Annotated in this window: 27 protein-coding genes and 1 pseudogene; 12 read left to right on the forward strand and 16 right to left on the reverse strand. The window is 62.8% G+C overall.

Translation table 11 applies throughout. From position 1 onward, the window contains the following. From cimA to cysS, 6 genes are read right to left on the reverse strand one after another with little or no spacing between them, the layout of a single operon-like run. Complete coding sequence (cimA, locus tag AC1DX4_RS05820) at positions 1 to 1623, reverse strand: citramalate synthase (RefSeq protein ID WP_477219417.1); 1623 nt, start codon at positions 1621 to 1623, stop codon at positions 1 to 3. Beyond that, complete coding sequence (gene pip / locus AC1DX4_RS05825) at positions 1620 to 2576, reverse strand: prolyl aminopeptidase (RefSeq protein WP_477219418.1); 957 nt, start codon at positions 2574 to 2576, stop codon at positions 1620 to 1622. The genes cimA and pip overlap by 4 nt, the downstream gene beginning before the upstream one ends. Then, positions 2573 to 3049 (reverse strand): GFA family protein, encoded by a 477-nt coding sequence (locus AC1DX4_RS05830; RefSeq protein ID WP_477219419.1) that lies wholly within the window; start codon positions 3047 to 3049, stop codon positions 2573 to 2575. The genes pip and AC1DX4_RS05830 overlap by 4 nt, the downstream gene beginning before the upstream one ends. After that, positions 3046 to 3537 carry a GFA family protein gene (locus AC1DX4_RS05835; RefSeq protein WP_477219420.1) on the reverse strand — a complete coding sequence of 164 codons (492 nt, stop codon included), beginning with the start codon at positions 3535 to 3537 and terminating at the stop codon, positions 3046 to 3048. Before AC1DX4_RS05835 ends, AC1DX4_RS05830 begins: the two co-directional genes overlap by 4 nt. A 6-nt stretch (positions 3538 to 3543) precedes the next feature. Beyond that, positions 3544 to 3930: a VOC family protein gene (locus tag AC1DX4_RS05840; RefSeq protein ID WP_477219421.1), complete on the reverse strand. Its 387-nt coding sequence runs from the start codon at positions 3928 to 3930 to the stop codon at positions 3544 to 3546. Beyond that, positions 3927 to 5363: a cysteine--tRNA ligase gene (cysS, locus tag AC1DX4_RS05845; RefSeq protein WP_477219422.1), complete on the reverse strand. Its 1437-nt coding sequence runs from the start codon at positions 5361 to 5363 to the stop codon at positions 3927 to 3929. The genes AC1DX4_RS05840 and cysS overlap by 4 nt, the downstream gene beginning before the upstream one ends. A gap of 166 nt (positions 5364 to 5529) precedes the next feature. On the opposite strand from cysS, the gene AC1DX4_RS05850 reads away from it, so the two are divergent. Next, positions 5530 to 5670 (forward strand): hypothetical protein, encoded by a 141-nt coding sequence (locus AC1DX4_RS05850; protein ID WP_477219423.1) that lies wholly within the window; start codon positions 5530 to 5532, stop codon positions 5668 to 5670. Between the two features lie 110 nt (positions 5671 to 5780). Further along, positions 5781 to 5936, forward strand: coding sequence for a hypothetical protein (locus AC1DX4_RS05855; RefSeq protein ID WP_477219424.1), 156 nt, complete (start codon positions 5781 to 5783; stop codon positions 5934 to 5936). Positions 5937 to 6007: 71 nt separating this feature from the next. Here AC1DX4_RS05855 and AC1DX4_RS05860 read toward each other — a convergent pair whose 3' ends face one another. After that, positions 6008 to 6769 (reverse strand): SOS response-associated peptidase, encoded by a 762-nt coding sequence (locus tag AC1DX4_RS05860; RefSeq protein ID WP_477219425.1) that lies wholly within the window; start codon positions 6767 to 6769, stop codon positions 6008 to 6010. A gap of 126 nt (positions 6770 to 6895) precedes the next feature. Between AC1DX4_RS05860 and AC1DX4_RS05865 the strand changes: the two are divergent. The 4 genes and pseudogenes from AC1DX4_RS05865 (at position 6896) to AC1DX4_RS05880 (ending at position 9231) form a co-directional block, all read left to right on the forward strand. Then, a pseudogene (locus tag AC1DX4_RS05865) lies at positions 6896 to 7329 on the forward strand (NUDIX hydrolase). 42 nt (positions 7330 to 7371) lie between these two features. After that, positions 7372 to 7749, forward strand: coding sequence for a TIGR02301 family protein (locus tag AC1DX4_RS05870; protein ID WP_477219426.1), 378 nt, complete (start codon positions 7372 to 7374; stop codon positions 7747 to 7749). A gap of 377 nt (positions 7750 to 8126) precedes the next feature. Continuing rightward, positions 8127 to 8384: a hypothetical protein gene (locus tag AC1DX4_RS05875; RefSeq protein WP_008874920.1), complete on the forward strand. Its 258-nt coding sequence runs from the start codon at positions 8127 to 8129 to the stop codon at positions 8382 to 8384. 55 nt (positions 8385 to 8439) lie between these two features. Continuing rightward, on the forward strand, positions 8440 to 9231 hold the full coding sequence (locus tag AC1DX4_RS05880) for a hypothetical protein (protein WP_477219427.1): 792 nt from the start codon (positions 8440 to 8442) through the stop codon (positions 9229 to 9231). Positions 9232 to 9258: 27 nt separating this feature from the next. Here the strand turns inward: AC1DX4_RS05880 and AC1DX4_RS05885 are convergent, their stop codons facing one another. Next, positions 9259 to 10590 carry a dihydroorotase gene (locus AC1DX4_RS05885; protein ID WP_477219428.1) on the reverse strand — a complete coding sequence of 444 codons (1332 nt, stop codon included), beginning with the start codon at positions 10588 to 10590 and terminating at the stop codon, positions 9259 to 9261. Positions 10591 to 10665: 75 nt separating this feature from the next. On the opposite strand from AC1DX4_RS05885, the gene ygfZ reads away from it, so the two are divergent. The 3 genes from ygfZ (at position 10666) to AC1DX4_RS05900 (ending at position 14368) form a co-directional block, all read left to right on the forward strand. Next, the gene (gene ygfZ, locus AC1DX4_RS05890) at positions 10666 to 11526 is read left to right on the forward strand and encodes a CAF17-like 4Fe-4S cluster assembly/insertion protein YgfZ (protein WP_477219429.1); all 861 of its coding nucleotides are present in this window, start codon (positions 10666 to 10668) and stop codon (positions 11524 to 11526) included. Continuing rightward, complete coding sequence (locus tag AC1DX4_RS05895; protein ID WP_477219430.1) at positions 11526 to 12161, forward strand: HD domain-containing protein; 636 nt, start codon at positions 11526 to 11528, stop codon at positions 12159 to 12161. The genes ygfZ and AC1DX4_RS05895 overlap by 1 nt, the downstream gene beginning before the upstream one ends. Positions 12162 to 12226: 65 nt before the next feature. Beyond that, positions 12227 to 14368, forward strand: a complete 2142-nt coding sequence (locus AC1DX4_RS05900; protein ID WP_477219431.1) for a putative bifunctional diguanylate cyclase/phosphodiesterase — start codon at positions 12227 to 12229, stop codon at positions 14366 to 14368. An 11-nt stretch (positions 14369 to 14379) separates the two neighbouring features. On the opposite strand, the gene AC1DX4_RS05905 is transcribed toward AC1DX4_RS05900, so the two are convergent. Next, on the reverse strand, positions 14380 to 15270 hold the full coding sequence (locus AC1DX4_RS05905) for a fatty acid desaturase family protein (protein ID WP_477219432.1): 891 nt from the start codon (positions 15268 to 15270) through the stop codon (positions 14380 to 14382). A gap of 113 nt (positions 15271 to 15383) precedes the next feature. Here AC1DX4_RS05905 and AC1DX4_RS05910 point away from each other — a divergent pair, with 113 nt between their 5' ends. Then, complete coding sequence (locus AC1DX4_RS05910; protein ID WP_477219433.1) at positions 15384 to 16316, forward strand: LysR substrate-binding domain-containing protein; 933 nt, start codon at positions 15384 to 15386, stop codon at positions 16314 to 16316. Between the two features lie 24 nt (positions 16317 to 16340). On the opposite strand, the gene AC1DX4_RS05915 is transcribed toward AC1DX4_RS05910, so the two are convergent. The 6 genes from AC1DX4_RS05915 to AC1DX4_RS05940 form a co-directional block, all read right to left on the reverse strand. Beyond that, the gene (locus tag AC1DX4_RS05915) at positions 16341 to 16985 is read right to left on the reverse strand and encodes a hypothetical protein (RefSeq protein WP_477219434.1); all 645 of its coding nucleotides are present in this window, start codon (positions 16983 to 16985) and stop codon (positions 16341 to 16343) included. 110 nt (positions 16986 to 17095) lie between these two features. Next, positions 17096 to 17368, reverse strand: coding sequence for a DUF3303 domain-containing protein (locus AC1DX4_RS05920; protein WP_477219435.1), 273 nt, complete (start codon positions 17366 to 17368; stop codon positions 17096 to 17098). 18 nt (positions 17369 to 17386) lie between these two features. Then, positions 17387 to 18850, reverse strand: coding sequence for a RimK family protein (locus AC1DX4_RS05925; protein WP_477219436.1), 1464 nt, complete (start codon positions 18848 to 18850; stop codon positions 17387 to 17389). Beyond that, complete coding sequence (locus tag AC1DX4_RS05930; RefSeq protein ID WP_477219778.1) at positions 18847 to 19953, reverse strand: peptidase C39 family protein; 1107 nt, start codon at positions 19951 to 19953, stop codon at positions 18847 to 18849. The genes AC1DX4_RS05925 and AC1DX4_RS05930 overlap by 4 nt, the downstream gene beginning before the upstream one ends. A 207-nt stretch (positions 19954 to 20160) precedes the next feature. Further along, positions 20161 to 20952 carry an anti-sigma factor family protein gene (locus AC1DX4_RS05935; RefSeq protein ID WP_477219437.1) on the reverse strand — a complete coding sequence of 264 codons (792 nt, stop codon included), beginning with the start codon at positions 20950 to 20952 and terminating at the stop codon, positions 20161 to 20163. Continuing rightward, positions 20949 to 21467 (reverse strand): RNA polymerase sigma factor, encoded by a 519-nt coding sequence (locus AC1DX4_RS05940; RefSeq protein ID WP_056563409.1) that lies wholly within the window; start codon positions 21465 to 21467, stop codon positions 20949 to 20951. Before AC1DX4_RS05940 ends, AC1DX4_RS05935 begins: the two co-directional genes overlap by 4 nt. A gap of 219 nt (positions 21468 to 21686) precedes the next feature. Here AC1DX4_RS05940 and AC1DX4_RS05945 point away from each other — a divergent pair, with 219 nt between their 5' ends. Continuing rightward, the gene (locus AC1DX4_RS05945; protein ID WP_477219438.1) at positions 21687 to 21938 is read left to right on the forward strand and encodes a type II toxin-antitoxin system Phd/YefM family antitoxin; all 252 of its coding nucleotides are present in this window, start codon (positions 21687 to 21689) and stop codon (positions 21936 to 21938) included. Then, complete coding sequence (locus AC1DX4_RS05950) at positions 21931 to 22326, forward strand: hypothetical protein (RefSeq protein ID WP_477219439.1); 396 nt, start codon at positions 21931 to 21933, stop codon at positions 22324 to 22326. Before AC1DX4_RS05945 ends, AC1DX4_RS05950 begins: the two co-directional genes overlap by 8 nt. A gap of 49 nt (positions 22327 to 22375) precedes the next feature. Here AC1DX4_RS05950 and AC1DX4_RS05955 read toward each other — a convergent pair whose 3' ends face one another. Beyond that, complete coding sequence (locus tag AC1DX4_RS05955) at positions 22376 to 25120, reverse strand: DUF2339 domain-containing protein (protein ID WP_477219440.1); 2745 nt, start codon at positions 25118 to 25120, stop codon at positions 22376 to 22378. Positions 25121 to 25203 lie beyond the last annotated feature (83 nt).

Raw genomic sequence — 25203 nt, forward strand, 5'->3', positions numbered from 1 at the left:
CTACTCCGCCGCCACCAGCCCTGCCATCTCGCGGTTCTTCATCAGCTTGTAGATGATCGAATCCATCAGCGCCTGGAATGAAGCGTCGATGATGTTTTCGGAAACGCCGACCGTCCACCAGCGGGCGCCGGTGCCGTCATGCGATTCGATCAGGACGCGGGTGATGGCCTCGGTGCCGCCATTGAGGATACGCACCTTGAAGTCGGCGAGTTCGAGATCGGCGATCTCGTTCTGGTACTTGCCGAGATCCTTGCGCAACGCAATGTCGAGCGCGTTGACCGGGCCATGGCCTTCCGCCACCGACATTTTCTCCTCGCCCTCGACCAGCACTTTGACCACGGCTTCCGACACCGTCTTCAGCTGGCCATTGGCATCGAAGCGGCGTTCGATCATGCAGCGAAACGAGGTGACGTGGAAAAACTCCGGCAGGCCGTGCAGCATCTTGCGTGCCAAGAGCTCAAAGGAGGCGTCGGCGCCCTCATAGGCATAGCCCTCGGCCTCGCGCTCCTTGACGACCGCGATCAACGCGTCGAGCCGGTGATCGTCCCTGGGCACCTCGATGCCGCGCCGTTTCAGTTCGGCGAGAAAATTGGCCTTGCCGCCCTGATCGGAGACCATGACGCGGCGGCGGTTGCCAACAGTTTCCGGCGGCACATGCTCATAGGTCGCCGGCTCCTTGGCCAGTGCGGAGGCATGGATACCGGCCTTGGTGGCGAAAGCCGAGGCGCCGACATAGGGCGCCTGCGCTTCCGGCGCACGGTTCAAGAGTTCGTCGAAGGCACGCGACAGACGCGAAATGCCGGTCAGCGCCTCGGCCGAGATGCCGGTCTCAAAGCGATCGGCGAATGCCGGCTTTAGGGCCAGCGTCGGGACGATCGAGATCAGATTGGCGTTGCCGCAGCGCTCGCCGATGCCGTTCAGCGTGCCCTGGATCTGGCGTACGCCGGCCTCGACCGCCGCCAGCGAATTGGCAACCGCCTGGCCGGTGTCGTCATGGGCGTGGATGCCGAGATGATCGCCCGGTATGCCTGAGGCGATGACCTTGTCGACGATGGCGCGCACTTCCGAAGGCTGCGTGCCGCCGTTGGTGTCGCACAACACCACCCAGCGTGCGCCGGCATCGTATGCCGTCTTCGCGCAAGCCAGCGCATAGTCCGGATTGGCCTTGAAGCCATCGAAGAAATGCTCGCAGTCGACCATCGCTTCCTTGCCCGAAGCGACTGACGCCTCGACCGAGGCCTTGATGGAGTCTAGGTTCTCCTCGTTGGTGCAGCCGAGCGCGACGCGGACGTGGTAGTCCCAGCTTTTGGCGACGAAGCAGATGGCGTCCGATTTCGACTGCACAAGCGCCGCAAGGCCAGGATCGTTCGAGGCGGAGACCCCTGCCCGCTTGGTCATGCCGAAGGCAACGAATTTGGCGCGTGCCGTGCGCTTCTTCTGGAAGAATGCGGTGTCGGTCGGATTGGCGCCGGGATAACCACCCTCGACATAGTCCATGCCGAATTCGTCGAGCAATTTTGCAATCGCGATCTTGTCCTCGACCGAAAAGTCGATGCCCGGCGTCTGCTGGCCATCGCGCAGTGTGGTGTCGAAGAGATAGAGGCGCTCGCGGGTCATGGTCATTTGCCTGCAAATTTGTCCGTCGCGCGGATCAGCCGGTCAAGGATGCCGGGTTCCGAATAGGCATGGCCGGCGCCCTCGATGAGATGGAAATCGGCCTTCGGCCAGGCCTTGTGCAGCGCCCAGGCGTAGCGTGCAGGACATGGCATGTCGTAGCGGCCGTGGACGATGGTGCCGGGAATATCCTTGAGCTTGTGCGCGTCGCGCAGCAGCTGTCCCTCCTCCAGCCAGCCGGCATGAACGAAATAATGGTTCTCGATGCGGGCAAAGGCGATTGCATAATCGTCCTCGCCAAACTTGTCGCTGGTTTCCGGCTCCGGCAGCAGCGTGATGGTTTCGCCTTCCCACAGGCTCCAGGCGAGCGCCGCTTCCAGCTGCGCCTTGCGGTCTGAGCCGACCAGCCGAGTGCGGTAGGCCGCCATCATGTCGCTGCGCTCGGCCTGCGGGATCGGCGCCACGAAACGCTCCCACTTGTCGGGAAACATCTCGGAGACGCCGAACTGATAGTACCATTCGAGCTCGGCCCGGGTCAGCGTGTAGATGCCGCGCACCACCAGCTCGCTGACGCGATTGGGATGCGTTTCGGCATAAGCGAGCGCCAGCGTCGAGCCCCAGGAGCCGCCGAACACCAGCCATGTGTCGAAGCCGGCCATTTCGCGGAGCCGTTCGATGTCGGCGACCAGGTGCCAGGTCGTGTTGGCTTCGAGCGAGGCGTTCGGCGTCGATTTTCCGCAACCGCGCTGATCGAACAGGATGACATCATAGAGCTTTGGATCGAACAGCCGCCGGTGTTTTGGCGAAAAGCCGCCGCCCGGTCCGCCATGCAGGAACACGGCCGGCTTGGCGCCCTTGGTGCCGGAACGCTCCCAATAGACCATGTGGCCATCGCCGACATCGAGCATGCCTGAGTCGAACGGCTCGAGCTCGGGATAGAGGGCACGCAATTGACTGCTCATAGCTGCAAACCTTTGGTCGGCCAGTCCGCCGTTTCGTGGTCGGGATGCTGGAAGGAGATGATCTGCTCCTGCCTTGTGTAGAAGTCGGGGTCCTGATGGATTGGCTGGTCGAAGATCGTCTCCACCCAGGGCAGGCGCGCGGCGTAGTTGACCTGGATCTGCGGCGCCAGATCGGAGCGGTCGTCGAAGGCGCCGATGGCGATCTCGAGCCCGCCGGGCTGGCGGTATGTCAGCGGTGTACCGCAGCGGGCGCAAAAACCGCGATCGATGTTGACCGACGACTGGAAATAGCTCGGTTCCTCATGGGTCCACTCGACACCATCCTTGGGCACGGTCACCAGCGCACCGAAGAACGAGCCGAACTGCTTCTGGCACATGCGGCAATGGCAGATGGACGGGCGCCCGAGCGCCCCCTTGATGCGGAAGCGCACGGCGCCGCACTGGCAGCCGCCGGTTCGGACAGTCCCGGTCATGGTCTTTCCTCTGGCGGCCATTGGTCGGTGTCGTGATCGGGATGCTGGTAGGAGACAAGCTCGGCGAGATAGGGAGCCGATGACATGTCAGCCATCGTATCCTCGCCCGGCAGTTCCGGAATGGTGTCGACATAGGGCAGCTTCGCTTCGGTGCCCCACTGGATCAACGGCACGATTTCCGCCGGATTGTCGAACGCACCGATGGCCAGCCCAACACCGTCAGGCGCCGTGAAAGTCAGCGGCGTCCCGCAATTGGCGCAAAAGCCGCGATCGACATGGCTGGACGAGCGGAAATATTTCGGCTCGCCGCGCGTCCAGTCGAGCTTGGCGCCACGCACCGATACCAGTGGCGCATAGAACGAGCCGAACGCCTTCTGGCACATGCGGCAGTGGCAGACCGACGCGTCGCCAAGCGTGCCCTCGACACGGAAGCGCACCGCCCCGCACTGGCAGCCGCCGGTGTAGACTGGCCGGTTGTCGAGGCTCATGACAGCTCACTCCGGCGCATGGCAGACGGCCTCGACATTGTTGCCGTCGGGATCGAAGACGAAGGCGCCGTAGTAATTCGGGTGATAGTGCGGGCGCAGGCCCGGCCCGCCATTGTCCTTGCCGCCGGCGGCAAGCGCCGCGGCATGGAAGGCGTCGACCTCGGCGCGGCTGCGCGCGGTGAAGGCGACGTGTTGATGGGCCTTGTGGCCATCCTTGCCTTCCTGCAACCAGAACACCGGCCGATCGCGGCCGTAGCCACCGACTTTTTCGCCGCCGGTGTATTCCAGCGGCACCATATACAGCAGCGAGGCACCAAGCGGCGCCATCGCCTTGTCGTAGAAAGCCTTCGAAGCCTCGAAATCGGCAACGTCGATGCCGAGATGGTCGATCATCTTTTTACCTCCCAGGTGGTGATGCGTTCGCCGGTGGCCGGATCCTTGCCGTCCTTCAATTGTACACCTTGCGCCAGAAGCTCGTCGCGGATGCGGTCGGCTTCAGCCCAGTTTTTGGCGGCGATGAGCGCGAGGCGGTTGGCGATTGCCGTCGCGACCTTGTCCTCATCTACCTCTGCCGAGGCGATATCGAAGCCAAGGAACAGCAGCGACGCTTTCAACGAAGCGGCAGCCTCGTTGCCGTCCGCAGCCTCGCTGGCCAACTGCGTCAGCACCTGGAAGGCGGAATAGGTGGCGAGATCGTCCGACAGCGCATTGATGACCTCCGCCGGCACCTGCCCTGCCGCAGTCGGCGCCAGGTCCGCCGCGCGTTTCCATTTGCGCAGCGTGTTCTCCGCCTCCTCCAGCTTGCGCACGGAAAAGTCGATCGGCTCGCGGTAGTGCGTCATCAGCATCGCCAGCCGCAGCACCTCGCCCGGCCAGCTGCGACCGCCGAAGGTCTCGGTCTCCAGCAATTCGTGGATCGAGTAGAAATTGCCGAGGCTCTTCGACATCTTCTGGCCCTCGACCTGCAGGAAGCCATTGTGCATCCAGACATTGGCCATGACATCAGTGCCGTGGGCGCAACGCGACTGGGCAATCTCGTTCTCATGGTGCGGGAAGATCAGGTCGAGGCCGCCGCCATGAATGTCGAAGACTTCGCCGAGATAGGCCGCCGACATCGCCGAGCATTCGATGTGCCAGCCCGGCCGGCCCCTGCCCCATGGGCTCTGCCAGCCCGGCTCTTCCGGCGACGACAGCTTCCACAGCACGAAATCACCGGGGTTCTTCTTGTGCGCGTCGACGGCGATGCGGGCGCCGGCCTGCTGCTCGTCGAGATTGCGCTTCGACAATTGCCCGTAATCCGGCATCGACGCGGTGTCGAACAGAACTTCGCCTGCCGCGACATAGGCATGGCCGCGTTGGATCAGGCTTTGAATCAAGGTGATCATGTCGGCCTTGCCGTCGGCGCGAGGCTCGACGAACTCGGTGGCGCGCGGCTCGACCGTCGGCTCCAGGCAGCCGAGCGTGGCGACATCCCTGTGGAACTGGTCGGCGGTCTTTTCGGTCACCCGCCGGATCGCTTCGTTGAGCGACAATGTTCCGGCTGAAATCTCGCCACCGAAATCGCGCAACGCACGCGCGTTGATCTTGTCGTCGACGTCGGTGATGTTGCGCACATAGGTGACATGCGTCTCGCCGTAGAGATGACGCAGCAAGCGGAACAGCACGTCGAAGACGATGACCGGCCTGGCATTGCCGACATGGGCGAAATCATAGACGGTGGGGCCGCAGACATACATGCGCACATTCAGCGCATCGATCGGAACGAAATCCGCTTTCGTCCTCGTCAGCGTGTTGTAGAGGCGCAGGCCCTGCGATGCGTCAGACATTCCATGCCTTCCCGGTTCAGAACTTTTTTGTCTGGATGGAGCCAAACCGCGCCGAGGCGCAAATCAGACTCCAGCCTGCTGGCCGGGGCGTTTGTCCAATCTGGGGAAAGATGAGGCGAAAACGTCCGGACCAGCGCGAGGCTAGCCAATAATGCAAATGCCACAAATGGCGAAAGACGTTTTCATGGGCGGCTTTATCGCCTTGGTCAGTGTTGCCGTCAAGCCGCTGATCCCAGGAAAAACGTCGCCAAGACCGGCAAATGCGTCGCTCGATCACGCGGAATCAGGCAGTGAAACATTTTATTAAACATGTCGGCACAGTCATGAAACATTCGCCGGCTAGATCACCAAGCGTCACGATTTGGTCGGAATCAACGGTCAAACGCGAACACGAAAACGTTACCTGGGAAGAGAAACATGTCTCGAAGCAAGCAAGACGCCACCCGCGCCAAGCAACCGGCGCTGGCCAGCCACTATCGCGCGATCGGCCCGGCCGCGATCGTTGCCGCCCTTCTTCACACCGCGAAGAAGAACAAGCCGACACCGAAAATCGTATCGCCCCGCGCTGCCTGAAGCCGTGTGCGGCCGGCGCCAATGGCGCCGGGCATGAGGCGCTTATATACGCCTCGCAATAGCAGCACCCTCTAAAACAGCGTCATCTGACTGTCGTCCGCGCCAGGCTTCTGGCGCTTGGCCTTCTCGGGCTCCGGCCCGATCTCGCCCCTCACCTGAATTTCCGGACCGGTGTTGGCGACCTTGTTGACGAGGTCGGAGACGGGGATCGCCTCGAAGAAATCGAGTTGCGCCGGCCGCAACAGGTCGGCAACATCGCGCGGCTCGAGCGTGCGGCAATCCAGCCAGCGAGCGAAATCCCGGGGATCGATCACCACCGGCATACGGTCGTGGATATGCGCGATGTCGGCATTGGCGTTGACCGTCAGGATGGCGCCGGTGTCCATTTCCGAGCCGCCCGGCTCGGCATAGGTCTCGATCAGGCCGGCAAAGGCGACCAGCCCGCCATGCCTGAGGCGGATCCAGTACGGTTGCCCCTTCTTGCCCCCGGTCTGCCGCCATTCATAGAAGCCCGACGCAGGCACCAGCGCGCGGCGATGGCGCATGGCGGCCTTGAACGAGGCCTTTTCGCTTGCGCCTTCCGAGCGTGCATTGAACAGCAGTGGAAACTCCCTGGTGTCCTTGACCCAGGTGGGAATGAGCCCCCAGCGAACCAGCATCGGCTGCCGGTCGGGCAAATTGGAGCCCGGCGCCCGCGGCGCACCGGCGGTCGCCACCAGGATTGGCTGCGTCGGCGCGATGTTGTAGCGCGGCGGGAAACCCTCCAGCTCGGCCAAGCCCAGATAGGCAGCGGTCTCATCCGGCGTCGCGGTCAAGGCGAAACGTCCGCACATGGTCGATTGGTGCCCTTCGAATGGTTCGGGTTGAAGGTGGCGATGGAAGCGGCGTTGCGCAACCGCTAAAGCTTCCTCATGCTGGGCGGTCCACAACAGACCAGCCATCGAGCCCGATCGGAAACCATGAACGAACAGCGCACGACACTTCCTGCCGTTCGGTGGCCGTCGTGCGTGGTGACACCGTGCTGCTGGTCAAGCGAGCGCGGCAACCCTCACAGGGGCTGTATGCCTTCCCAGGCGGCAAGGTCGAGGCCGACGAGACACTGGACGATGCGGTACGGCGCGAGCTGTTGGAAGAGACCGGCTTGCATGCCACAGGCTTCCGCCCGCTTCGAGAGATCCATATCGATGGCAGGGATGACTCCCACCCCGTCGATTACCGCCTCACGGTCTTCGGCGCCGCCTATGCCGGCGGCGAGGCCGTGGCCAGCGACGATGCCGAGACAGCCGCCTTCTATACGCTCAACGAGATGGCGGCGCTGCCGCTTGCCGGTTCGGTGTTCGCGGTGGCCGAGGAACTCCTCGGTCCACACTCGAACAGCCCGGCGAAGCACTGAAAATCGCCTTGCAGGCGACAAATTGTTTCGCCACATAGACTTATGACCCGCCCTAGCCTTCTTGTCGTTTTATGTCTTGTCGTCAGCACGGCCATCTCGGCGCAGCCGGCGTTCAGTGCCGAGTCGCCGTTCGAGCCGGGGCTGATGCGGCTGGCGGAGGTTCTGGGGTCGCTGCATTTCCTGCGCAATCTGTGCGGTGAGAAGGGCGATCAGTGGCGTGGTGAGATGGAGAAACTGCTCGATTCGGAAAATCCCGATCCCGAGCGCCGCGCCCGCTTCATCGCCAGCTTCAACCGCGGCTACCGCTCCTTCGGCGGCACCTATACCCAGTGCACCGCTTCGGCCACCGAAGCCATCAGCCGTTACATGAAGGAAGGCGAGACGCTGTCACGCGACATCGCCTCGCGCTATGGAAACTAATCCGTTTCGATGCGACGCGCTCCAGGCAATCCATCAACAGATATCCGGGCCGTCGCCGGGCATGTCGGACAAATCCGGCTTGTACCGGTCTGTGTCTTGGTGCAATCCTGATGTTGCACTTCTGCAACAGCGTTAATCAAACGTTACCGCAAGAATGTGGAATTAACTCAAACTGAAGGTTTTCGCCCCGCAGGCCGGACTAATCGGCTAAGTTTGATCCGGGTTGAAACGCAGCTTCGCCAAACACAGCCGTCTGCTGTAAAACACGATCAAAAAAATGTCGTATTTACAGATACTTAATTAGGGCTGCGTGTGGACAGAACAGATCATACTGATCCACATTGATGGGTTGCCGCTTGAAAGGGTGGACATCGCTTATGGAACATGGTGTCAACGACATCGACGCGCTGGTCAGGGAAGAGAAACGCCTGACGGCGGTGGAGAGCCACAGCGAAGCCTGGGCGGAAGGCCTTTCGGCCGGCATCGAGCCCGAGATCATTGCCGAAGCGGCGCTTGAAACCGCGTTTGGTGAAATGCTGCGCGCCAACGGCGAGACCTCGGCCCTTGCCCTGCTCGACCGCATGCGCGAGAAGGTGATTGCTGGCGCCTTCGAACCCGAGCGGCTGCGCCACTGAATCGACACCCGGTTCTTTGACGATCGATTGCCCGGGAGCCAAGGAGATACGGGCAGTGAATTTTCCGATGTCAGGCAGGCCGAAGGGCTTGGTCCTTTACATCCGCCTCGCTGCTTGCTGTGCCGCGATTGCCTTTGTGACGTGCCTGGCAAGCAGCCCGGCCTATGCGCTGAGCGAGATCAAACGCGAAGAGCTTCCCGCTCCCGTCACACCGTCGACGGATGACGATGTTTCGTCGCCCGGCGGCGCGATTCCCATGCCTGATCCGGTGGGAACCCCGCCTTCGACCGGCCAGCAGCCCGCCGCTCCTGACGCTGCGGAGCCCGATAGCCCATCCGATGGCGGCACCAACAGGCCGCGTGTCGATCCCGAAGCGCCCTTGCCGGAAGTCGTCTATGATCTCGGCAAGCTGCCCGAGCCCGTGCGGCGCATGCATGATTTGATCATCGAAGCCTGCAAGAGCGGCGACATCGAAAAGCTGAGGCCCCTGATCGGCAAGGGCGACAGCATGACCCAGATATCGCTGGCCGACATCGATGGCGACCCCATCGCCTTCCTCAAAGGGCTGTCCGGCGACCCAGACGGCCAGGAGATTCTGGCCATACTGGAAGAGGTGCTCAGCGCCGGCTATGTCCATGTCGACGCCGGAACGCCGCAGGAACTCTATGTCTGGCCGTATTTCTTCGCGCTGCCGCTGGACAAGCTCGACGCCAAGCAGCGTGTCGAACTGTTCAAGATCGTTACCGCCGGCGATTTCGACGACATGAAGCAGTTCGGCGCCTATATTTTCTATCGCGTCGGCATCACGCCTGCTGGGCAGTGGACATTTTTCGTCGCAGGGGATTGAGCCTTTCGGCCTTCTTCCTGCAGGGGCCTAGACGACAAGCGCCTCGGAAAACTCAACTGCCCTGCCCTGACCTGGCGCGACGATTTCGCCTTCCCACATGATGCGGCGGCCGCGAATGACGGTGCCGACCGGCCAGCCGGTCACTTGCTTGCCGTCATAAGGCGTCCAGCCTGCCTTCGAGCCGGCCTGCGCATTGGTGATGGTCTCGCGCCGTTTCATGTCGACAATGGTGAAGTCGGCGTCGTAGCCGGCGGCAACGCGGCCTTTCCTGGCCATGCCGAAGATGCGCTGCGGGCCGTGGCTGGACAGGTCGACAAAGCGCTGCAGGGTCAGCCGGCCGGCATTGACGTGGTCGAGCATGATCGGCACCAGCGTCTGCACGCCGGTCATGCCCGAGGGCGAAGCCGGATAGGATTTTGCCTTTTCGGCGAGTGTGTGCGGTGCGTGGTCGGAGCCGAGCACGTCGACAATGCCTTGTGCAATGCCGTGCCAGACGCCATCGCGGTGGCGGGAGGCGCGCACCGGCGGGTTCATCTGGATTAGCGTGCCGAGCCTGAGATAGTCGTCGGCGCTCAGCGTAAGATGGTGCGGCGTCGCCTCGCAGGTCGCGACGTCCTTGTGCTGTTCGAGGAACAAGATTTCCTCGGCGGTCGAGATGTGCAGGACGTGGATGCGGGCGCGGGTCTGCCTGGCGATGCGCACAAGCCGTTCGGTGCAGCGCAAGGCGGCGATCTCGTCGCGCCAGACCGGATGCGATGACGGGTCGCCCTCGATGCGTTCGCCGAGGCGCTCGCGCAACCGGAACTCGTCCTCCGAATGAAAGGCGGCACGGCGGCGGGTGTTTCGCAGGATCGAGGCGACGCCTTCGTCGTCCTCGACCAGCAGGTCGCCGGTGGACGATCCCATGAAGACCTTTATTCCCGCCGCACCCGGCAACCGCTCGAGTTCACCGACATCCCTGGCGTTGTCACGGGTACCGCCGACCCAGAACGCGAAATCGCAATGCATGCGGCCGCTGCCGCGCCGAACCTTGTCGGCAAGCGTTGCCTCGCTGGTGGTCAACGGGTTGGTGTTGGGCATTTCGAACACTGCGGTGACACCGCCAAGCACCGCAGCCCGCGAGCCCGTTTCGAGGTCTTCCTTGTGCTCCAGTCCCGGCTCGCGAAAATGCACCTGGCTGTCGACGACACCGGGCAGGACATGCAGGCCGCGGCAGTCGATCGTCTCGCCGGCTGAGGCCTGGCGGAGATCGCCTATTGCGGCGATGCGCCCATTCTTCACGCCGATGTCACGAGCCCCCTCGCCGTCATGGTTGACCACAGTGCCGCCTGTCAGGATGAGGTCGTAGGTCATGGCCATGCTCTCTTGCGGGGGGAGTGTCAGCGGCTTACGTAATGACCATCCATTTTGCAAGATCAGGCTTTTATCCGCCCCATGCCCTTTGCCCTGCTGAAAGACCGCGCGCTGATCACCGTCTCCGGCCCGGATGCCGAGCACTTTCTGCAAAACATCCTGACCACCGATCTCGACACACTCGTCGAAGGCGATGCAAAGCCCGGCGCGCTGTTGACGCCGCACGGCAAGATCCTGTTCGACTTCCTCATCTCGCGTGCCGGGGAAAACGCCTTCCGGCTCGAATGCCGTGCCGACATTTCAGACGATTTCGTTCGCCGGCTGACGCTCTACAAGCTCCGCGCCAAGGTCGAGATTGGCAAGCCGGAACAGGCGCTTGTCACTGTCGGGTGGGGAAAAGAGTCAATCGCCTCAGAAAGTGATTCAACCGCGGTTGCCGACAGGCGCTTTCCCAATGAGAGCGTCACGCGCTCCTATGCCGGCACCGCAGAGGCCGGCGAGGTCGCCGCATGGCATGCCTTCCGCATCGCCCACGGCATCGCCGAAAGCGGTGCCGATTACGCGTTGAGCGACGCCTTCCCGCATGACGTGCTGCTCGACGAGACAGGCGGCGTCGGCTTCCGGAAGGGCTGCTATGTCGGCCAGGAGGTCGTCTCGCGCATGCAGCATCGCGGCACGGCCAGGCGGCGCGTGCTGATTGTCCAGGCCGGGCTTCCCCTGCCCGCCTCCGGCACCGAACTAACCGTTGACGGACGACCGGTCGGCACGCTCGGCTCAAACGCCGGCACATCGGGGCTTGCCATTGCCCGCATCGACAGGGTCAAGGCGGCGCTGGACGCCGGCCAGCCGATCCTGGCGGGCGATGTGCCAGTGACGGTGGCCATTCCGGCCTGGGCCAAATTCAGTTTTCCGCAGGAAGCCGTCAGCGCGGAGGAGGCCTGATGGCGGCGGACCGTACCGGCGCCCCGCCACGCGCCTGGCAGCGCATGCTGTCCGGCCGTCGGCTCGACCTGCTCGACCCCTCGCCGCTCGACATCGAAATTTCGGACATTGCCCATGGGCTCGCCCGCGTCGCCCGCTGGAACGGCCAGACCAGCGGCGAGCATGCGTTTTCGGTCGCCCAGCATTCGCTGCTGGTCGAGTCGCTGTTCAACGACCTTGTGCCGCAGGCTTCGGCCACGGACCGGCTCGCGGCACTGCTGCACGATGCGCCTGAATATGTCATCGGCGACATGATCTCGCCGTTCAAGTCGGTGATGGGGGGCAGCTACAAGGACTGCGAATTGCGCCTGCAGCGCGCCATCCATCTGCGCTTCTCGCTGCCGCCCGAACCGGCTGCGGCGTTGCGCAGGGACATCAAGCGCGCCGACCAGATCGCCGCCTATTTCGAGGCAACGCTGCTCGCCGGCTTCTCGACCGCCGAGGCGACCGAATTCTTCGGCCGTCCGCGCGGCTTTTCGGCCGAGCGCTTCGACTTCACACCGCGCTCGGTGACCTGGGCGCAGAATGCCTTCCTGAAACGATTTTCGGCGATCGAGACGTCGCGGCACCAGGTTTCGACGTCGGCGATAGGGTAGAAAACGCTAAATTAACCGGAAACGTCAACACTGCGGTGTTGGATCAAACACCGCAGGCGCGCCTCATGCCCGTCGTGGATGTCAAGGTTGGTTCGGTCGTCCCGGAGCGGGTGGCCGAAGGCGTGGAGCGCTCTCGCCACATGGAAGACGAGCTGCGCGAACAGAATGAGCGCTTTTCAGCCGCTGTCGAGAACATGTCGCATGGCCTGTGCATGTTCGATGCCGACGAGCGCATGATCATCTGCAACGGCAACTACCTCAACATCTTCTGCCTCGACGCCAAGCTGATACGACCGGGCATCCACTTCATCGACATCCTGCGGCACAGCGTCGACATCGGTATCGCCTCGCAAAGCGCCGACGAGCTCTACGCCATCCGCAAACCCTATATCGACCAAGCGAAACCCTCGACCTACGAAGAGACGCTGTCGGATGGTCGCATCATCAACATCTCGCACCGCCCGCTGGCTCTGGGCGGCTGGGTCTCGATCTATGAGGACATCACCGAGCAAAGGCGCGCCGAGCAGGATCTCAAGGAGCAGCATCGCCGTTTCGACGCCGCACTCGCCAACATGTCGCAAGGCTTGCTGATGTACGACGCCGACGGCAAGATGATCGTGCGCAACCGGCGTTTTCTGGAACTCTACGACGTCACCGCGGCGGACTTTCCGCTTGGAACAACGCACCGCGACGCGCTCGAACGATTGCTGGAACTGGGCATCTATACGAAGATCGACGTCGACAGCGAAGTCGCCAAGACCGAAGCCTGCCTGGCGGCGGCAAAACCGCATTCGGCCTATCGCTATCTTACCGACGGCAGGACGGTTCTGGTCACACGGCGGCCGATGAGCGGCGGCGGCTGGGTGGTGACCTTCGACGACGTCACCGAACGTCGCCTCGCCGAAGAGCGCATGACCCACCTTGCGCATCACGACACACTGACCGGACTGCCCAACCGTTCGATGTTTCGCGAACGGCTCGACATGGCACTGGAGGATACGACGGCACCGCCGCTGGCGATCTTCTCGCTCGATCTCGACCGCTTCAAGGCGATCAACGACACCTGGGGACATCCTGCCGGCGACTGGCTCTTGAAAAGCGTGGCCGAGAGGCTGCAGCGTTGCCTGCACAATGAAACAGACCTCGTCGCCCGCTTCGGCGGTGACGAGTTTGTCATCATGCAGTTCAATTCCAGGGGCATCGCCGATGCTGAAAAACTCGCGAAGCGCATCGTCGAGGCAATCGCAAAACCGTTTCGCGACAAGACCCGGGACATGCATGTCGGCATCAGCCTGGGCATCGCTATTTTCCCCAGCGATGGCAGGGACGCCGATACGCTGCTGAAAAATGCCGATACGGCGCTCTATCGAGCGAAGAGCGAAGGGCGAAACCTCTATCGCTTCTTCGAGCCCGCAATGGACGCCGTCGTGCAGGTTCGCCGGGCGCTCGAGGTCGACCTCGAAGCCGCGCTGTCGCGCCAGGAATTGGACCTCGATTACCAGCCGATCATGCACATCGCCTCCGGCGAGATCATCGGAGCGGAGGCATTGATGCGCTGGCATTCGCCAGCACGGGGCACTGTCGCGCCGGACGCATTCATTCCGGTCGCCGAAGAAACCGGACTCATCGTGCCGTTTGGCGAATGGGCGCTGAGAGAGGCCTGCACGGCGGCGGCAAGCTGGCCTCCCGGCTTGCGCATTGCGGTCAATGTCTCGGCCGTGCAGCTCAAAAGCGGCGGTTTTGCCCGCGACGTCATCTCGGCGCTGGCCTTCTCCGGCGTGCCGGCCCGACAACTGGAGCTGGAAATCACCGAAACCGTGCTGATGGACGAGAGCAAAACCGTGCTGAAGACGCTGCGACAGCTACGCGATCTCGGCATCCGCATCGCGCTGGATGATTTCGGCACCGGCTATTCCTCGCTCGGCTACCTCAGGCGTTTTCCGGTCGACAAGATCAAGATCGATCGCTCCTTCATCCGCGACATGGGCAATCGCGACACAGCGGCTATCGTCCGCACCATCATCGGGCTCGGCAATGAACTTGGCATTGTTGTCACCGCCGAGGGCGTCGAGACCGAGGCGCAACTCGACATGCTGCGCGACAATGGCTGTGTCGAGGCGCAGGGCTATCTGATCGGCGTGCCCTCGAAGGCTGCGGACATCCAGCGCCTGTTGAAGTCGCGTGCGCTGCACAGCCACACGGGCTGAAGCTTGGCAGTTCAGCGCAGTGTCTCGATGTATTTCTCATGGAAGCTGACATAGCCGGGCTCGACTACCTTCAGATGCCGCTCGATCAGCGCGTGAAACTGCGGCAATTGATGAAACGGCACACCGGGATAGGCATGATGCTCGGCATGGAACGGCATGTTCCAGGCCAGCTTGCGCACGACCCAATTGGTCAGCGTGGTTCTCGTATTCTCCAGCATGTTGGCGACGAACGGACAGCGGCCGTGCTCAGCCAGGAGATAGAGGCGCAGAAAGGGCTGACCGAGCAGAGCGGGAATGATCCAGACATAGAGAAGCACGGCGAGCCGAAAATAGACGGCGATCAGAATGACGACAGCGTAGAAGGCAATCATGGCGCGCGCCTCGGCACGTACCTTGGGTCGGCCTTTCGGCGGCACATAGCTTTCCTGGCTGCTGCCAAAGGCATTGGCGCAGAGCGTCTTGAGATGGCCCCACCACAGCGGGATGCCGGAAACATGCACGAGGTACTGCCGCAGCGTTTCCGGTTTGGGAAAGGCCAGCTCGGGATCGTTATGCGGATCCTGGGTGAAGCGGTGATGGGCGAAATGGAAGTAACGAAACCAGTCGGCCGGCAGCGCCAGCACCACGCTGCATACCCGCGCTACGACATCGTTCAGCCACTGCGTCTCGAAGGCCGTGCGATGAACCGTTTCGTGCAGCAGCGTGAACAGGAAGACGATCAGGATGCCTTGCGGCAGCATCAGCAACGGCCAGAATGGCGCTTTCGCTGCGATCAGCGATCCAAGGATCACGATCGCACCCCCATGGGCGCCGAGCTGAACGAAACCCGCAGCGTCGGACTTGGCGGTCAGGCGATTGCGCTCTTCCGGGGTTAATGACGCGATTATGTCGCGATGGTCCATTGGCTTCGATCCAGGCTGGCGATTTGATGAGAGCCAATCTAGCCGGTGAAAAAGCTTTCCAAAAACGACGATTCCTGCGATTTGGATAAGCTCACCTTATCTATCCGGCAATCATGGTCACATCTCCATCACTGAAAGGACTTCAGGCTTTCGAGGCCGCGGCGCGCACGGGCAGCTTTGCCGCGGCGGCGGAAGAGCTTTCGGTCTCGGCGGCCGCTGTCAGCCAGCTCATCCGCACCGTCGAGGAACAGATGGGCCGCAAGCTGTTTCACCGGGTCAACCGCCGCGTCGTCCTCACCGAGGCCGGCGTGGAAATGCTTCCAGGGCTGACCATGGCCTTCCAGGAAATCGGCAGTGTCTCGCGCGAACTGGGCGGCGATGCCTTCCGCCCGCGCCTGGTGGTCTCGGTGCCGCCATCCATGGCCATGGGTTGGCTTTCGCAGCGTCTCGCCGGCTTTGTCGCCAGCCACGGCGCCGCCGACATATCGCTGCGCGGTGACGACGATCCGGTGCCGTTCGATCGTGATTTGATCGACATCAGGCTCTCCTACGGCCCCCACTATCGCGAGTACCCGACCGAGGACATCGCCCGGGACGCCGTCTATCCCGTCTGCGCGCCAGGGCGTGCCAGCGCGATCAAGGCGGACGGCGATCCGCTCGCCGGGCTGCCGCTGATCCACACCGACTGGGGACCGACCGGCGCCTCGTTTCCGTCCTGGCGCAACTGGTTCGAGGCTGCCGGTGTCCAGCGCGGCCGGGCAGCGCAACGCGGCCTTTCGGCCAACTCGTCGCGCGCGGCACTCGACCTCGCCATTTCGGGACTGGGCGTGGCGCTGGCGCAAGGGGTCTATTGTGCCGAGGCGCTGGAGGACGGCAGGCTGGTCCGGCCCGCTGCCAGGGCGATCGCGTTGCGCCAGCCCTATTGCCTGACCATTCCGGAGCGCAGCGCCAGGCGCGATGTCGTGGCGGCGTTCCGCGATTGGCTCATCGAGGAATGCCAGCGCGCGGTGGGGTCGCCGGCGCTGCGTGCCAGATCCGCAATATAGCGGAATCAGCTACTTTGCTCCGCACTAGCGGCGCCTTTGACCGAACTGACCCGAAACGCGCCTGACCGGTTCAGCCACGACCGTCCGCGACACCGGTACGGCACGAGGACCTTGAGCAAATTTACCCGGTACAAGCCCAAGTATGATCATCGCGGCCATGAAACCGTATCGCAGGATGTCGAAGGCCAGTGGCGAAAGACCGCCGTGGAACAATGCGATAGCCAATTTCGGGGCGAGCACGCCGAAACCGACCAAGGCCGGCCAGCCAACGTCGCGCACACGGGCAAATACCATCCAGACGATCGCAACCAGGGTGGCATAGCCCATCGCCACGAGTATGGACATATAGATCGCCCCGACGGCGGAGCTCTTCGCTTCCATGGCAAGCGCCTGAGCTACCATCCCCGCAGCATGGTCTTGGACGGGGTCCGCCGGCGACGCTTCGCTTTGCGCAGGTCGGTCACCTGTTCTCAACCCCTCGACAAAGGATTGTTGGTTCTGCGCAATCTTCGCGCCGTCAGCCGCATAGATCTGCTTTTGAATGTCTTCCTTTGCCCCAACCAGAAAATGCTCGATTGGATCCTTGGCAAAATCGAATCCGATAAGGAATATTAGCAAGCAGAAATACAATACCTGCCCGCAATTTACTGACTGGAACAGCTTTATCATACTGCAAAATACCCCGAGCAATTCACAATACAGCTCGAGTAACACGAACCAGTTTAACTATGGTTATCGTGTTTGCACCAAATTGAGCCAAGCGCGGGCGCGACGGCAGATCAAAGGTGCCCCCTCAATGCCTCGACCATATCCTTGCTCGTTGCCACAGGAACGATCTCGAACTCGACCAGATCGTTCCATTCGATAGCCCACCGTTGCAGCACTGTGACGTCATCGGCCTCGACCAGCAGGAAACAGCGACTCATATCCGCCGCGATCCAGCTGTGGTGCACGACAAGCTCATCCGGCTTCAGGCGGCCCCGATCGCGGAAGCGGCGATAGATCTCCTTGCGGTCGCAGCCGGTGAAATCCTCGATGACGATGAACTGCATGTTTTCCCCTTGGTTGCACTATCTTCCCGGCCGGTCGAGCCGCTCCAGGAACCACTGCGTCAGCCGGACCCAGACCTCGTCCTTCTCGCCGGAATCCTCCCAGCCATGGTCGAGATTGGGGTTGTCGTTGACCTCGATGACGAAGACGCCGTCCTTGGTCTCCTTGAGGTCGACGCCGTAGAGGCCGTCACCGATGCAGCGCGCCGCCTTGACCGCGGTCTCGACGACATGGGCCGGCGTCTCCTTCAGCGTGAAGGTCTTGATGCCACCCTGGTCGGGCTTGCCATTGGCCTTGTGGTTGACGATCTGCCAGTGCTTCTTGGCCATGAGATAGTGCACGGCAAACAGCGGCTGGCCGCCGAGCACGCCGACGCGCCAATCATATTCGGTCGGAATGAATTTCTGGGCAATCAGGAGATCGGAATCCTCCAGCCACTCGGTCGCAAGCCGCGTCAGTTCCTCCAGATTCTCGCATTTCTTGACGCCGCGCGAGAAGGATGAATCCGGGATCTTCAGCACCAGCGGAAAGCCCAGTGTCTGTGCGGCCAGTTCGAGGTCGGAGGTGCCGGCGATCATCACCGTCGGTGGCACCGGCACCTTGTTGTAGGCCATCAGTTCGTTGAGATAGACCTTGTTGGTGCAACGGATCATCGACAGCGGATCGTCGATGACCGGCATGCCTTCCTGCTGGGCGCGGCGGGCGAAGCGATAGGTGTGGTTGGAGATCGAGGTGGTCTCGCGGATGAACAGCGCATCGTAGTTCGCGAGCTTGGCCAAATCCTTCTTGGTGATGGGTTCGATTTCGACCCCCATCTTTTCGGCGATCTTGGCCCAGTAGCGCAGCGACGAGATTTCCGACGGCGGCAGTTCCTCATGCGGATCGACCAGCGTGGCGAAGGTATAGCGCGCCGGCGTGCGTCCCTTGGTGTCACGCCATTCGCGGTTGGTGTAGGTCTCCAGGCACTGGATGAAGCTTTTTTCTTCGTCCTCGGTCATCCGCGCCAGCGGATGGAAGCCGATCTTGCGGATCGAGGCCCATTCGGCGCTGTCCTTGATATGGACTTCGAGCGCCGGGGCGCGGAACCAGTCGAACAAGAGCTTGGCGAAGCGGTCCCACACCTTGGAGGGTCCGATGCCGAAGAAGATGCAGACCTTGGCCGGAAAGGCTCCGCCCAGATCCTTGCGGCATTTGTTGAGCGCCAGTTCCAGTTCCGGCAGCGCATGCTCATAGAGCTTGCGCTCCGACAGGTCGATCATCGTCTCGACAGTCGGAATGACCTTGTGGCCACGTGAACTCGCCAGCAGCGAGGCATAATAGCCGCGGCTCTGGTAGCCGTAATTGTTCGACAGGTTGATGACCTTCGGCCGCTGGCCGCGGAACAGCGACGGATGCGCGAGATAATCACGATTGGTTATGATCTTGTGCGGTGTCGCCACCTGGTCGAGATCGCTCTGCCGGCCGGTAAGGATGACCCAGGTCATTTTGTGTCGCGCTTCCCCAGAGTGATGGCGGCACGCAGTCCGTCGCGGCCGAACTGCGCCATGTTCATGAAGATGCCGTAGGGCACGGGAATGTTGGCGGCATCAAGGATGGTTTCCTGCCTCTCGTCCTCGACCCAGGGATCGTGGATCAGAATATGGTCGCCATCATCGCCGATGGCCAGCACCCAGTGCGGCACCTTCTTGCCGAACATCAGGAAGCCGCTGATCAGCACCAGCACCAGCTTTCCCTCGGCGATCGCGGCTCTGATGTCATCGATGCTGAATGAGCGGTAATTCACCGGGATGCCGTAAAGTTCCGCACGGCGGCGAAAGTCGACCTGAGCCAGTTCCATGACCCGGCGCTTGTCCTCGCTGCGCACCGATTGCAGGAACAGTGCGCCATAGAAGGAAACGAAGATTTCCGCCGCGAGCCCGCTTTCGTATCCCGAGACAGCCAGGCCGAATGGTTCGCACCCGCCCGGTCCCGACATCATGAAGACGGTCGTCGCCTCGCGCCAGAGACGGATTTCCATCACCGGATCGGGCACGAAGCCCCGGTCGAAATTGGCCATGGCCATCATCAGGCAGCATGGGCCGCAGGTGAATTCGCAGGTCTGCTGATAGAACGGAACCCTGGTGGCGATCGGGATGTCGCCGCGCAAGGTTTTCTCATAGCGAAGCGCGGTTGCGCCGTCCTCGTAGTAGCCCGGCTCACGGCCGATCTTGCGGTAGCCGGCCTGCTCGTAGATGCGGATGGCGCGGCTGTTGTCCTCACGCACTTCGAGACGCAGCATCATGCGGTCGTGTTCGAAGGCCGCCTCCTCCGCCGACGCAAGCAGCATGCGGCCGACACCCAGCCCGCCAAAAAACGGACCCGTGGCTATGGAGTAAAGCCGCGCCACCCCACTGCCCTTGCGAAACAGCACGATCGCATAGCCGGCGACGCGGCCATCGACTTCGGCGACCAGCGTCTGCGCGGTCTCGCGCTCGATGAACAGGCGAAAGGAGCGACGGGAAATGCGATCGCTCGTGAAAACGGCTTTCTCGATGGCGGCGAGATCATCGACGTCAGACGCGCGGGCCGTGCGGATCTCGGCAGGCATGCGACTTGAGAAAACCTCGATTGCGTTGCGGAAACGGCCCCGGTCAAAAGCGTCGCAAACACCGGCCGAAGCGCCGGTATTCATCAAGCGCTATCGCTCCTTGATTAGGGCCGAATTGTGACAGTTTCCGCGGCGGCAAGGAAGCGCGCGGGCTTTGAACAGGATCGCAGTTTTGATGGACCACCGGCTGCAAGTCATTGCGGCCACTCAGCTTGCGAGGCCTGCCAGAAGCTGGCCATAGGCACTCTTGGCCACGACCGCCAATTGCTCACGCGGCAGCGAGCCGACGACGGCGCAGCCATATCCCTTGTCCAGCCAGTAGACCGCCTGCGGGCCATCCTGCGCCGAGGCATAGGTGCCCTTGGCATTCTCCGTCGATTCCGCGGTGACGAAGAGCGATATGCGCTCGCCCTTGTCGTCCTCGTAGAGCAGCATCGCGGCCTTGGCTTCGCCGGCCGGCAGCAACCGGCCGCCGACCAGCTGAAAACCGTTCGCGGTCAGATCCGGCGCCACCAGCTTCAGCCCGACCCGGTTGGACAGCCAGGTCTGCAAATGATCCTTGTCGCTGGCCGGCACTTCCACCGCATGCCGCTTCTCGGCGGCGTAGATGACATGGGCGGCAATCGCCTGTTCGGCGAGCCGATCCTCCGCCGGATCCTCCTGTCCGACGCCGTCAATGCCGGCAAAATAGCCACCAAATCCGCCCGTGGCCAAAAGCACGGCAGCGGCAGCGGCAAGCCACCAGCGCAAGCGCGGCACCATAGCCTTAATAGGCGTTTCGCCGAGCACCACCTTGCGCAAGCGCGCGGGAACGGGCTCATCCAGCACGCCGGCAAAGGCCGAGCGCAACGCCTCCCGGTCGGCGGTGAAGCGGGCGCTTCTGGCCTTCATCTCGGGATTGGCATCGAGCCAGGCATCATAGGCGGCACGCTCGTCGGCCGGCAACTCGCCGTCGAGCGCCATATGGATGTCACGTTCGGAAAAATCGCGGCGGATCATTTCTCGACGATCCTTATCGCGCGGCGACGCGCCGTGTCATCCAGCAATCCGCGCAATTCCTCGCGCCCGCGCGCAATGCGCGACATCAGCGTGCCGGCGGGCACGCCCAGAATGTTGGCGGCCTCGGCATAGGAAAAGCCTTCGATGGCGACCATGACAAGGGCCGCGCGGCGATCGGGGCTGATCGCCTGCAACGCATCGATGATCTCGCGTGAGGCGATGCCCTCCAACTGCTCGGCCGGCTGGGCAACCGCCTCGCCCGCTTCCAGGGGCAGCATCGCCGCTTCGCCGCGACGGTTCACCTTGCGCATCTGGTCGATGAACAAATGATGCATGATCGTAAACAGCCACCTCCTGGGGCTTTCTCCCGTCTGCCAGTTGTCGAGCCGCATGAGTGCGCGCTCAAGGCAATCCTGAACGAGATCGTCGGCAGAATCGCGGTCGCGCAAAAGCGAGCGTGCGTAGCGGCGCAGGCGCGGTATTTCGCCAAGGATTGCTGCCTTCTTTTCGTCCATGACCGCTGGTTCTGAGGTCGCCCTTGTTGATCCCGATAGAACGCGCCTTCCCGGCGCGACGCAAGCGGCCAGCGCGAAGCGGTCCACCGCCCCGGTCACCCAAGCAATGAGATAACGCTGGCGGGTGCGGGTTTATTCCCAATTGGAAGGTGGCGGCAAATTGATTGCCTAAATACGTAAAATATGCACAATAGATAGAATACGTACAAGGATCATTCGATGAAGCAATTCACCTTTTCAGACATGAATCGGGCGTCCGGCGAGATTCTCGAAACGGCGATGATCGAGCCTGTCGCTCTCACGAAACGCGGCAAGGAGAAGCTGATCATCCTGTCAGCTGCCCAATACCGACAGCTCGTCGGTTCGCCTCATACCGTAGCCTACACGCTGGAGGACGCGCCGGGCGAGGTTCACGATGAACTCATGTTCGGATTGGACGCCATTACAACTGGCGACAAACCGGATGCTTAAGCCTGGCGACTTGCTTCGATATTATTATCTATGGGCACGGCAGGCTGACGCCGGCGAGGAATCCGGCCGTAAGGCGCGACCAGTCTGCATTGTGGTCAGAACGCCGGCGACGCCTGCCGCACTGTTCTTATTCCCGCTCACCTCGCAAAAGCCTGACCAGTCCCGCACGCATGTTGCCGTGAGCGAAATCGAGTGCCGCAGAGGTGGGCTCGACTTTCCGTCATGGTTGATTCTGGACGAGTACAACCGCGTGCAAGTCGATGAAGCTTATGATCTCGTCACGACGAAACCGATCGGGTCCTTCAGCCCGGCGTTTGTCCGCAAGATCGCGGGCCTGATCAAAGAGGCAGTCGTACAACGCCGCATGCGCGGCATCGTCCGAAAATAGCGGATAAGCGATCCGTGGACGGGTAAGGCCGTTCACGAAGGCAAGCGCGTCAACCCTCCTTCGCCGCTCTGGTCAAAAGCCGCTGGTAGAACAGCCCGATGCCGATCAGCACGGCGCCCAGGCCGATGAAGGACAGCGCCCTGAGCACGCCTTCCAGCTCCGACATGTCGAAGAGGAAAACCTTCAGCACGGCAATCGCGATCAGGCCGGCGGAGGCAATGCGCAGCACCTGCGACTTCAGCCAGACGCCGGCGGTGAGCAGCGCCACGCCGATGACCAGCCAGAGCGCCGAATAAGTGTAGGTCTCCAGCTGGCCGAGGCCACTCCACAGGCCGATGAACTCGCCCTTGAACAGGCGCCTGACCGATAGCGTGGCATAGGCCAGGGCGAGCACGGCCGCCACCACCGCCAACATCTGCGCATACCATTTCGGCCGTTTGTCGCGGGCATACAGCGCCAGCCCGCCGGCGGCGACCGCCGGCAGGAGATAGGCGAGGAACAACAGGTTGAAGACCGGGATCCGGCCGGTCGATTCGTCCGTGAAAAGCGGGTTCAGCACCACGAAATGCCTGACAACGATGAAGGCGACCGAAACCACGCCGGCGGCCATCGAACCATAGCGCAGCACCGAGCTTGGCGAGCGCATGTCGATGGCGACCAGGATGGCGCCGGCACCGATGGCGATCAGCGTGTAGATCGCCTGCTCGGCGAGTGTGATCGCACCTGTGTCGATGACGCCGCCATGCATGGCGTGACGCACCAGCATGGCGATCGTCAGCAGCGCAAACAGTGCTGCCGCCGCTTCCATGGCGAGACGCGGCCGGCCATTGGTGGTGCGGGCGAGCTGCCAGGCGGCGAAGCCGAAGGCGAGCGCCGGCACGCCGTATCCCGGCAGCAGCCAGTTGAACACCGGTGTCCTGGAGAGGAACTCGGCGCCGACGATGGTCGGATCGAAGGCGACGCGGCCAAGCACGGCAATCACCGCACCGGCCGAAATCCAGCCAAGCACGGGATAAGAGCGCCAGCGCGTCGCCAGCGCCGGCACGATGGCCGCGGCACCGAGCAGAATGGTGGTCCAGCCGGAATCGAAGGCCATGTGCAGCATCAAGAGGCCGGCGATCGCCGCGCCACACAGGGCAAACGACACCGCCATGCCGCCCTTGAGCGGCGGCTCTTCGGCGCGCGCGATCCACTCGCCGCCGGCGGCGAAGACCACGACCAGAAGGGCCGCGACCGCGGCATAGGCAAGATCGCGGTCGAGATTGCCGTAGGTCAGCCATAGCGCCAGCATAATGACCAGCGGCGCGGCGATGCCCCATGCCGCCCAGCATGCCGCGCGGATCTGCGCGACGGCGGCGAAACGGCGGGCGGCCCAGAAACCCGCGCCGATGAAGACCAGGCCGAGGCCAATGCCGATGCGCAGCGTCAAGGGATTTCCAGCCGCCACCTGCAGGCCGTCAAAGCCTATGTTGCCCTGGGACAAATCGGAGCCGATGGTGGTTGGCGGAATGATGCCGAGATAGATCATCACGCTCACCACCCCGGCGGCATGCAGCAGCGGCACGGCGCGCGGCCGATAGAGTGCGGTGGCGACAAGGGCGACGATGACCAAAGCGCCCGGCAAGGCATCGCCGGCCGCGACAAGCGTTGAGTCGACGGACAGGCCCAGCGCCGAAAACGCAACAAAAACTCCCGGCACGATCGATGGCCAGTCGAAACCCTGATTTGCAGTTTCCTCTTCGCCGCCACGACTGCGCAGCCAGACAAGGGCAAGCATCGCCAGCGTCACCGCGTCGATGAACAGGATGACGGCAAGGTCGGCGCCGGGAGCGTTCGTCATGTAGGCGATGGTCCAGAGACCGGTGCCGAAGAAGGCCGCCGCCATCAGGAATTTCCAGTCGCGCATGCGGGCGATCACCGCAGTGGCGGCAAGCACGATGGCGAGATAGACGAACAGCGCCCATGGATTTGGCGCCTGGGAGGACACGAGCGCCGGCGTCGCCATGGCACCGACGAGACCGATACCGGCCAGGGCCAGGCCGTGTACGAGAGCGGCGGCGATCGTCGCCACGCCGATGGCGCCAAGCAGCGTGAAGGCAAGCGCCGGGCCGATGAAGCCGTAAATGCCATGGGCGGCATAGACGGTGCCGAACAGGATGAAGGCACCGGCCGCCGTCAGGATCGCCGGAATGTAGGCGCCGGCAACGCCTTGCACCGGCACCTTGAAGCCGGTGCGGCGAATGAACTCGCCGCCGGCGACCAGCACCAGCCCGAGCACCGCTGCCATGGTGAGCCGCACGCCGGGGCCGAAAATGCCAGCCTCGATGGTGTAGCGGATCAGGAACAGGCCACCCAGCGCCAGCGCGATGCCGCCGACCCAGACCGCCCAGCGCGTGCCGAGCGCCGTCTCGATATCCGGCTTGCCGGGCGCTTTGGCCGGCTGTGTCGGCGCCGCGGGTTCCGCTGCCTTCGGCTCGCCCGCAGCCCACGGGCCGGACACAGCGTCGCTGGGCACAGCTACCGTCTCAGGCGCCGGCGCTTGCGCGGCGGCGGCCTCGCTCACCGCAGGCGAAGCCATGGCGGCGGCAGCTACTGCTGCTGGAACCACATCGGCGGGTTCGCTGTCCCTCGCGGCCTGCTCGGACGGCTTGACCACCGGCGGCACGGCGCCCGAAAGGACGAGACTGCGCAGCGCGCCAAGCTCGCGCTCGACAAGGCCGATGCGGCTCTGCTGGCGCGAAATGATGACGAACAAGGCGATGATGGCGACAAGGCCGATCAGGCTTTCAAACATGGCGGTTCCCCCAAACCAGGCCAGTTTTCACTGACATTTCATCTCACTGACATTCAAATGCGGCGGCTAAACGGCTTAAAAAC

The organism is Mesorhizobium sp. P3_A8, assembly GCF_056402995.1.

Bases quoted from the DNA above. Each gene is read 5' to 3' on its own strand.
- AC1DX4_RS05850 (WP_477219423.1), top strand. From the start codon at position 5,530: ATGGCGAAAGACGTTTTCATGGGCGGCTTTATCGCCTTGGTCAGTGTT.
- AC1DX4_RS05895 (WP_477219430.1), top strand. From the start codon at position 11,526: ATGGCGGCGGACCGTACCGGCGCCCCGCCACGCGCCTGGCAGCGCATG.
- AC1DX4_RS05950 (WP_477219439.1), top strand. From the start codon at position 21,931: ATGCTTAAGCCTGGCGACTTGCTTCGATATTATTATCTATGGGCACGG.
- ygfZ (WP_477219429.1), top strand. From the start codon at position 10,666: ATGCCCTTTGCCCTGCTGAAAGACCGCGCGCTGATCACCGTCTCCGGC.
- AC1DX4_RS05875 (WP_008874920.1), top strand. From the start codon at position 8,127: ATGGAACATGGTGTCAACGACATCGACGCGCTGGTCAGGGAAGAGAAA.
- cimA (WP_477219417.1), bottom strand. From the start codon at position 1,623: ATGACCATGACCCGCGAGCGCCTCTATCTCTTCGACACCACACTGCGC.
- AC1DX4_RS05870 (WP_477219426.1), top strand. From the start codon at position 7,372: ATGACCCGCCCTAGCCTTCTTGTCGTTTTATGTCTTGTCGTCAGCACG.
- AC1DX4_RS05905 (WP_477219432.1), bottom strand. From the start codon at position 15,270: ATGGACCATCGCGACATAATCGCGTCATTAACCCCGGAAGAGCGCAAT.
- AC1DX4_RS05930 (WP_477219778.1), bottom strand. From the start codon at position 19,953: ATGCCTGCCGAGATCCGCACGGCCCGCGCGTCTGACGTCGATGATCTC.
- AC1DX4_RS05840 (WP_477219421.1), bottom strand. From the start codon at position 3,930: ATGATCGACCATCTCGGCATCGACGTTGCCGATTTCGAGGCTTCGAAG.
- AC1DX4_RS05915 (WP_477219434.1), bottom strand. From the start codon at position 16,985: ATGATAAAGCTGTTCCAGTCAGTAAATTGCGGGCAGGTATTGTATTTC.
- cysS (WP_477219422.1), bottom strand. From the start codon at position 5,363: ATGTCTGACGCATCGCAGGGCCTGCGCCTCTACAACACGCTGACGAGG.
- AC1DX4_RS05935 (WP_477219437.1), bottom strand. From the start codon at position 20,952: ATGATCCGCCGCGATTTTTCCGAACGTGACATCCATATGGCGCTCGAC.
- AC1DX4_RS05885 (WP_477219428.1), bottom strand. From the start codon at position 10,590: ATGGCCATGACCTACGACCTCATCCTGACAGGCGGCACTGTGGTCAAC.
- AC1DX4_RS05900 (WP_477219431.1), top strand. From the start codon at position 12,227: ATGCCCGTCGTGGATGTCAAGGTTGGTTCGGTCGTCCCGGAGCGGGTG.
- AC1DX4_RS05830 (WP_477219419.1), bottom strand. From the start codon at position 3,049: ATGACCGGGACTGTCCGAACCGGCGGCTGCCAGTGCGGCGCCGTGCGC.
- AC1DX4_RS05955 (WP_477219440.1), bottom strand. From the start codon at position 25,120: ATGTTTGAAAGCCTGATCGGCCTTGTCGCCATCATCGCCTTGTTCGTC.
- pip (WP_477219418.1), bottom strand. From the start codon at position 2,576: ATGAGCAGTCAATTGCGTGCCCTCTATCCCGAGCTCGAGCCGTTCGAC.
- AC1DX4_RS05920 (WP_477219435.1), bottom strand. From the start codon at position 17,368: ATGCAGTTCATCGTCATCGAGGATTTCACCGGCTGCGACCGCAAGGAG.
- AC1DX4_RS05945 (WP_477219438.1), top strand. From the start codon at position 21,687: ATGAAGCAATTCACCTTTTCAGACATGAATCGGGCGTCCGGCGAGATT.
- AC1DX4_RS05835 (WP_477219420.1), bottom strand. From the start codon at position 3,537: ATGAGCCTCGACAACCGGCCAGTCTACACCGGCGGCTGCCAGTGCGGG.
- AC1DX4_RS05940 (WP_056563409.1), bottom strand. From the start codon at position 21,467: ATGGACGAAAAGAAGGCAGCAATCCTTGGCGAAATACCGCGCCTGCGC.
- AC1DX4_RS05855 (WP_477219424.1), top strand. From the start codon at position 5,781: ATGTCTCGAAGCAAGCAAGACGCCACCCGCGCCAAGCAACCGGCGCTG.
- AC1DX4_RS05860 (WP_477219425.1), bottom strand. From the start codon at position 6,769: ATGTGCGGACGTTTCGCCTTGACCGCGACGCCGGATGAGACCGCTGCC.
- AC1DX4_RS05925 (WP_477219436.1), bottom strand. From the start codon at position 18,850: ATGACCTGGGTCATCCTTACCGGCCGGCAGAGCGATCTCGACCAGGTG.
- AC1DX4_RS05910 (WP_477219433.1), top strand. From the start codon at position 15,384: ATGGTCACATCTCCATCACTGAAAGGACTTCAGGCTTTCGAGGCCGCG.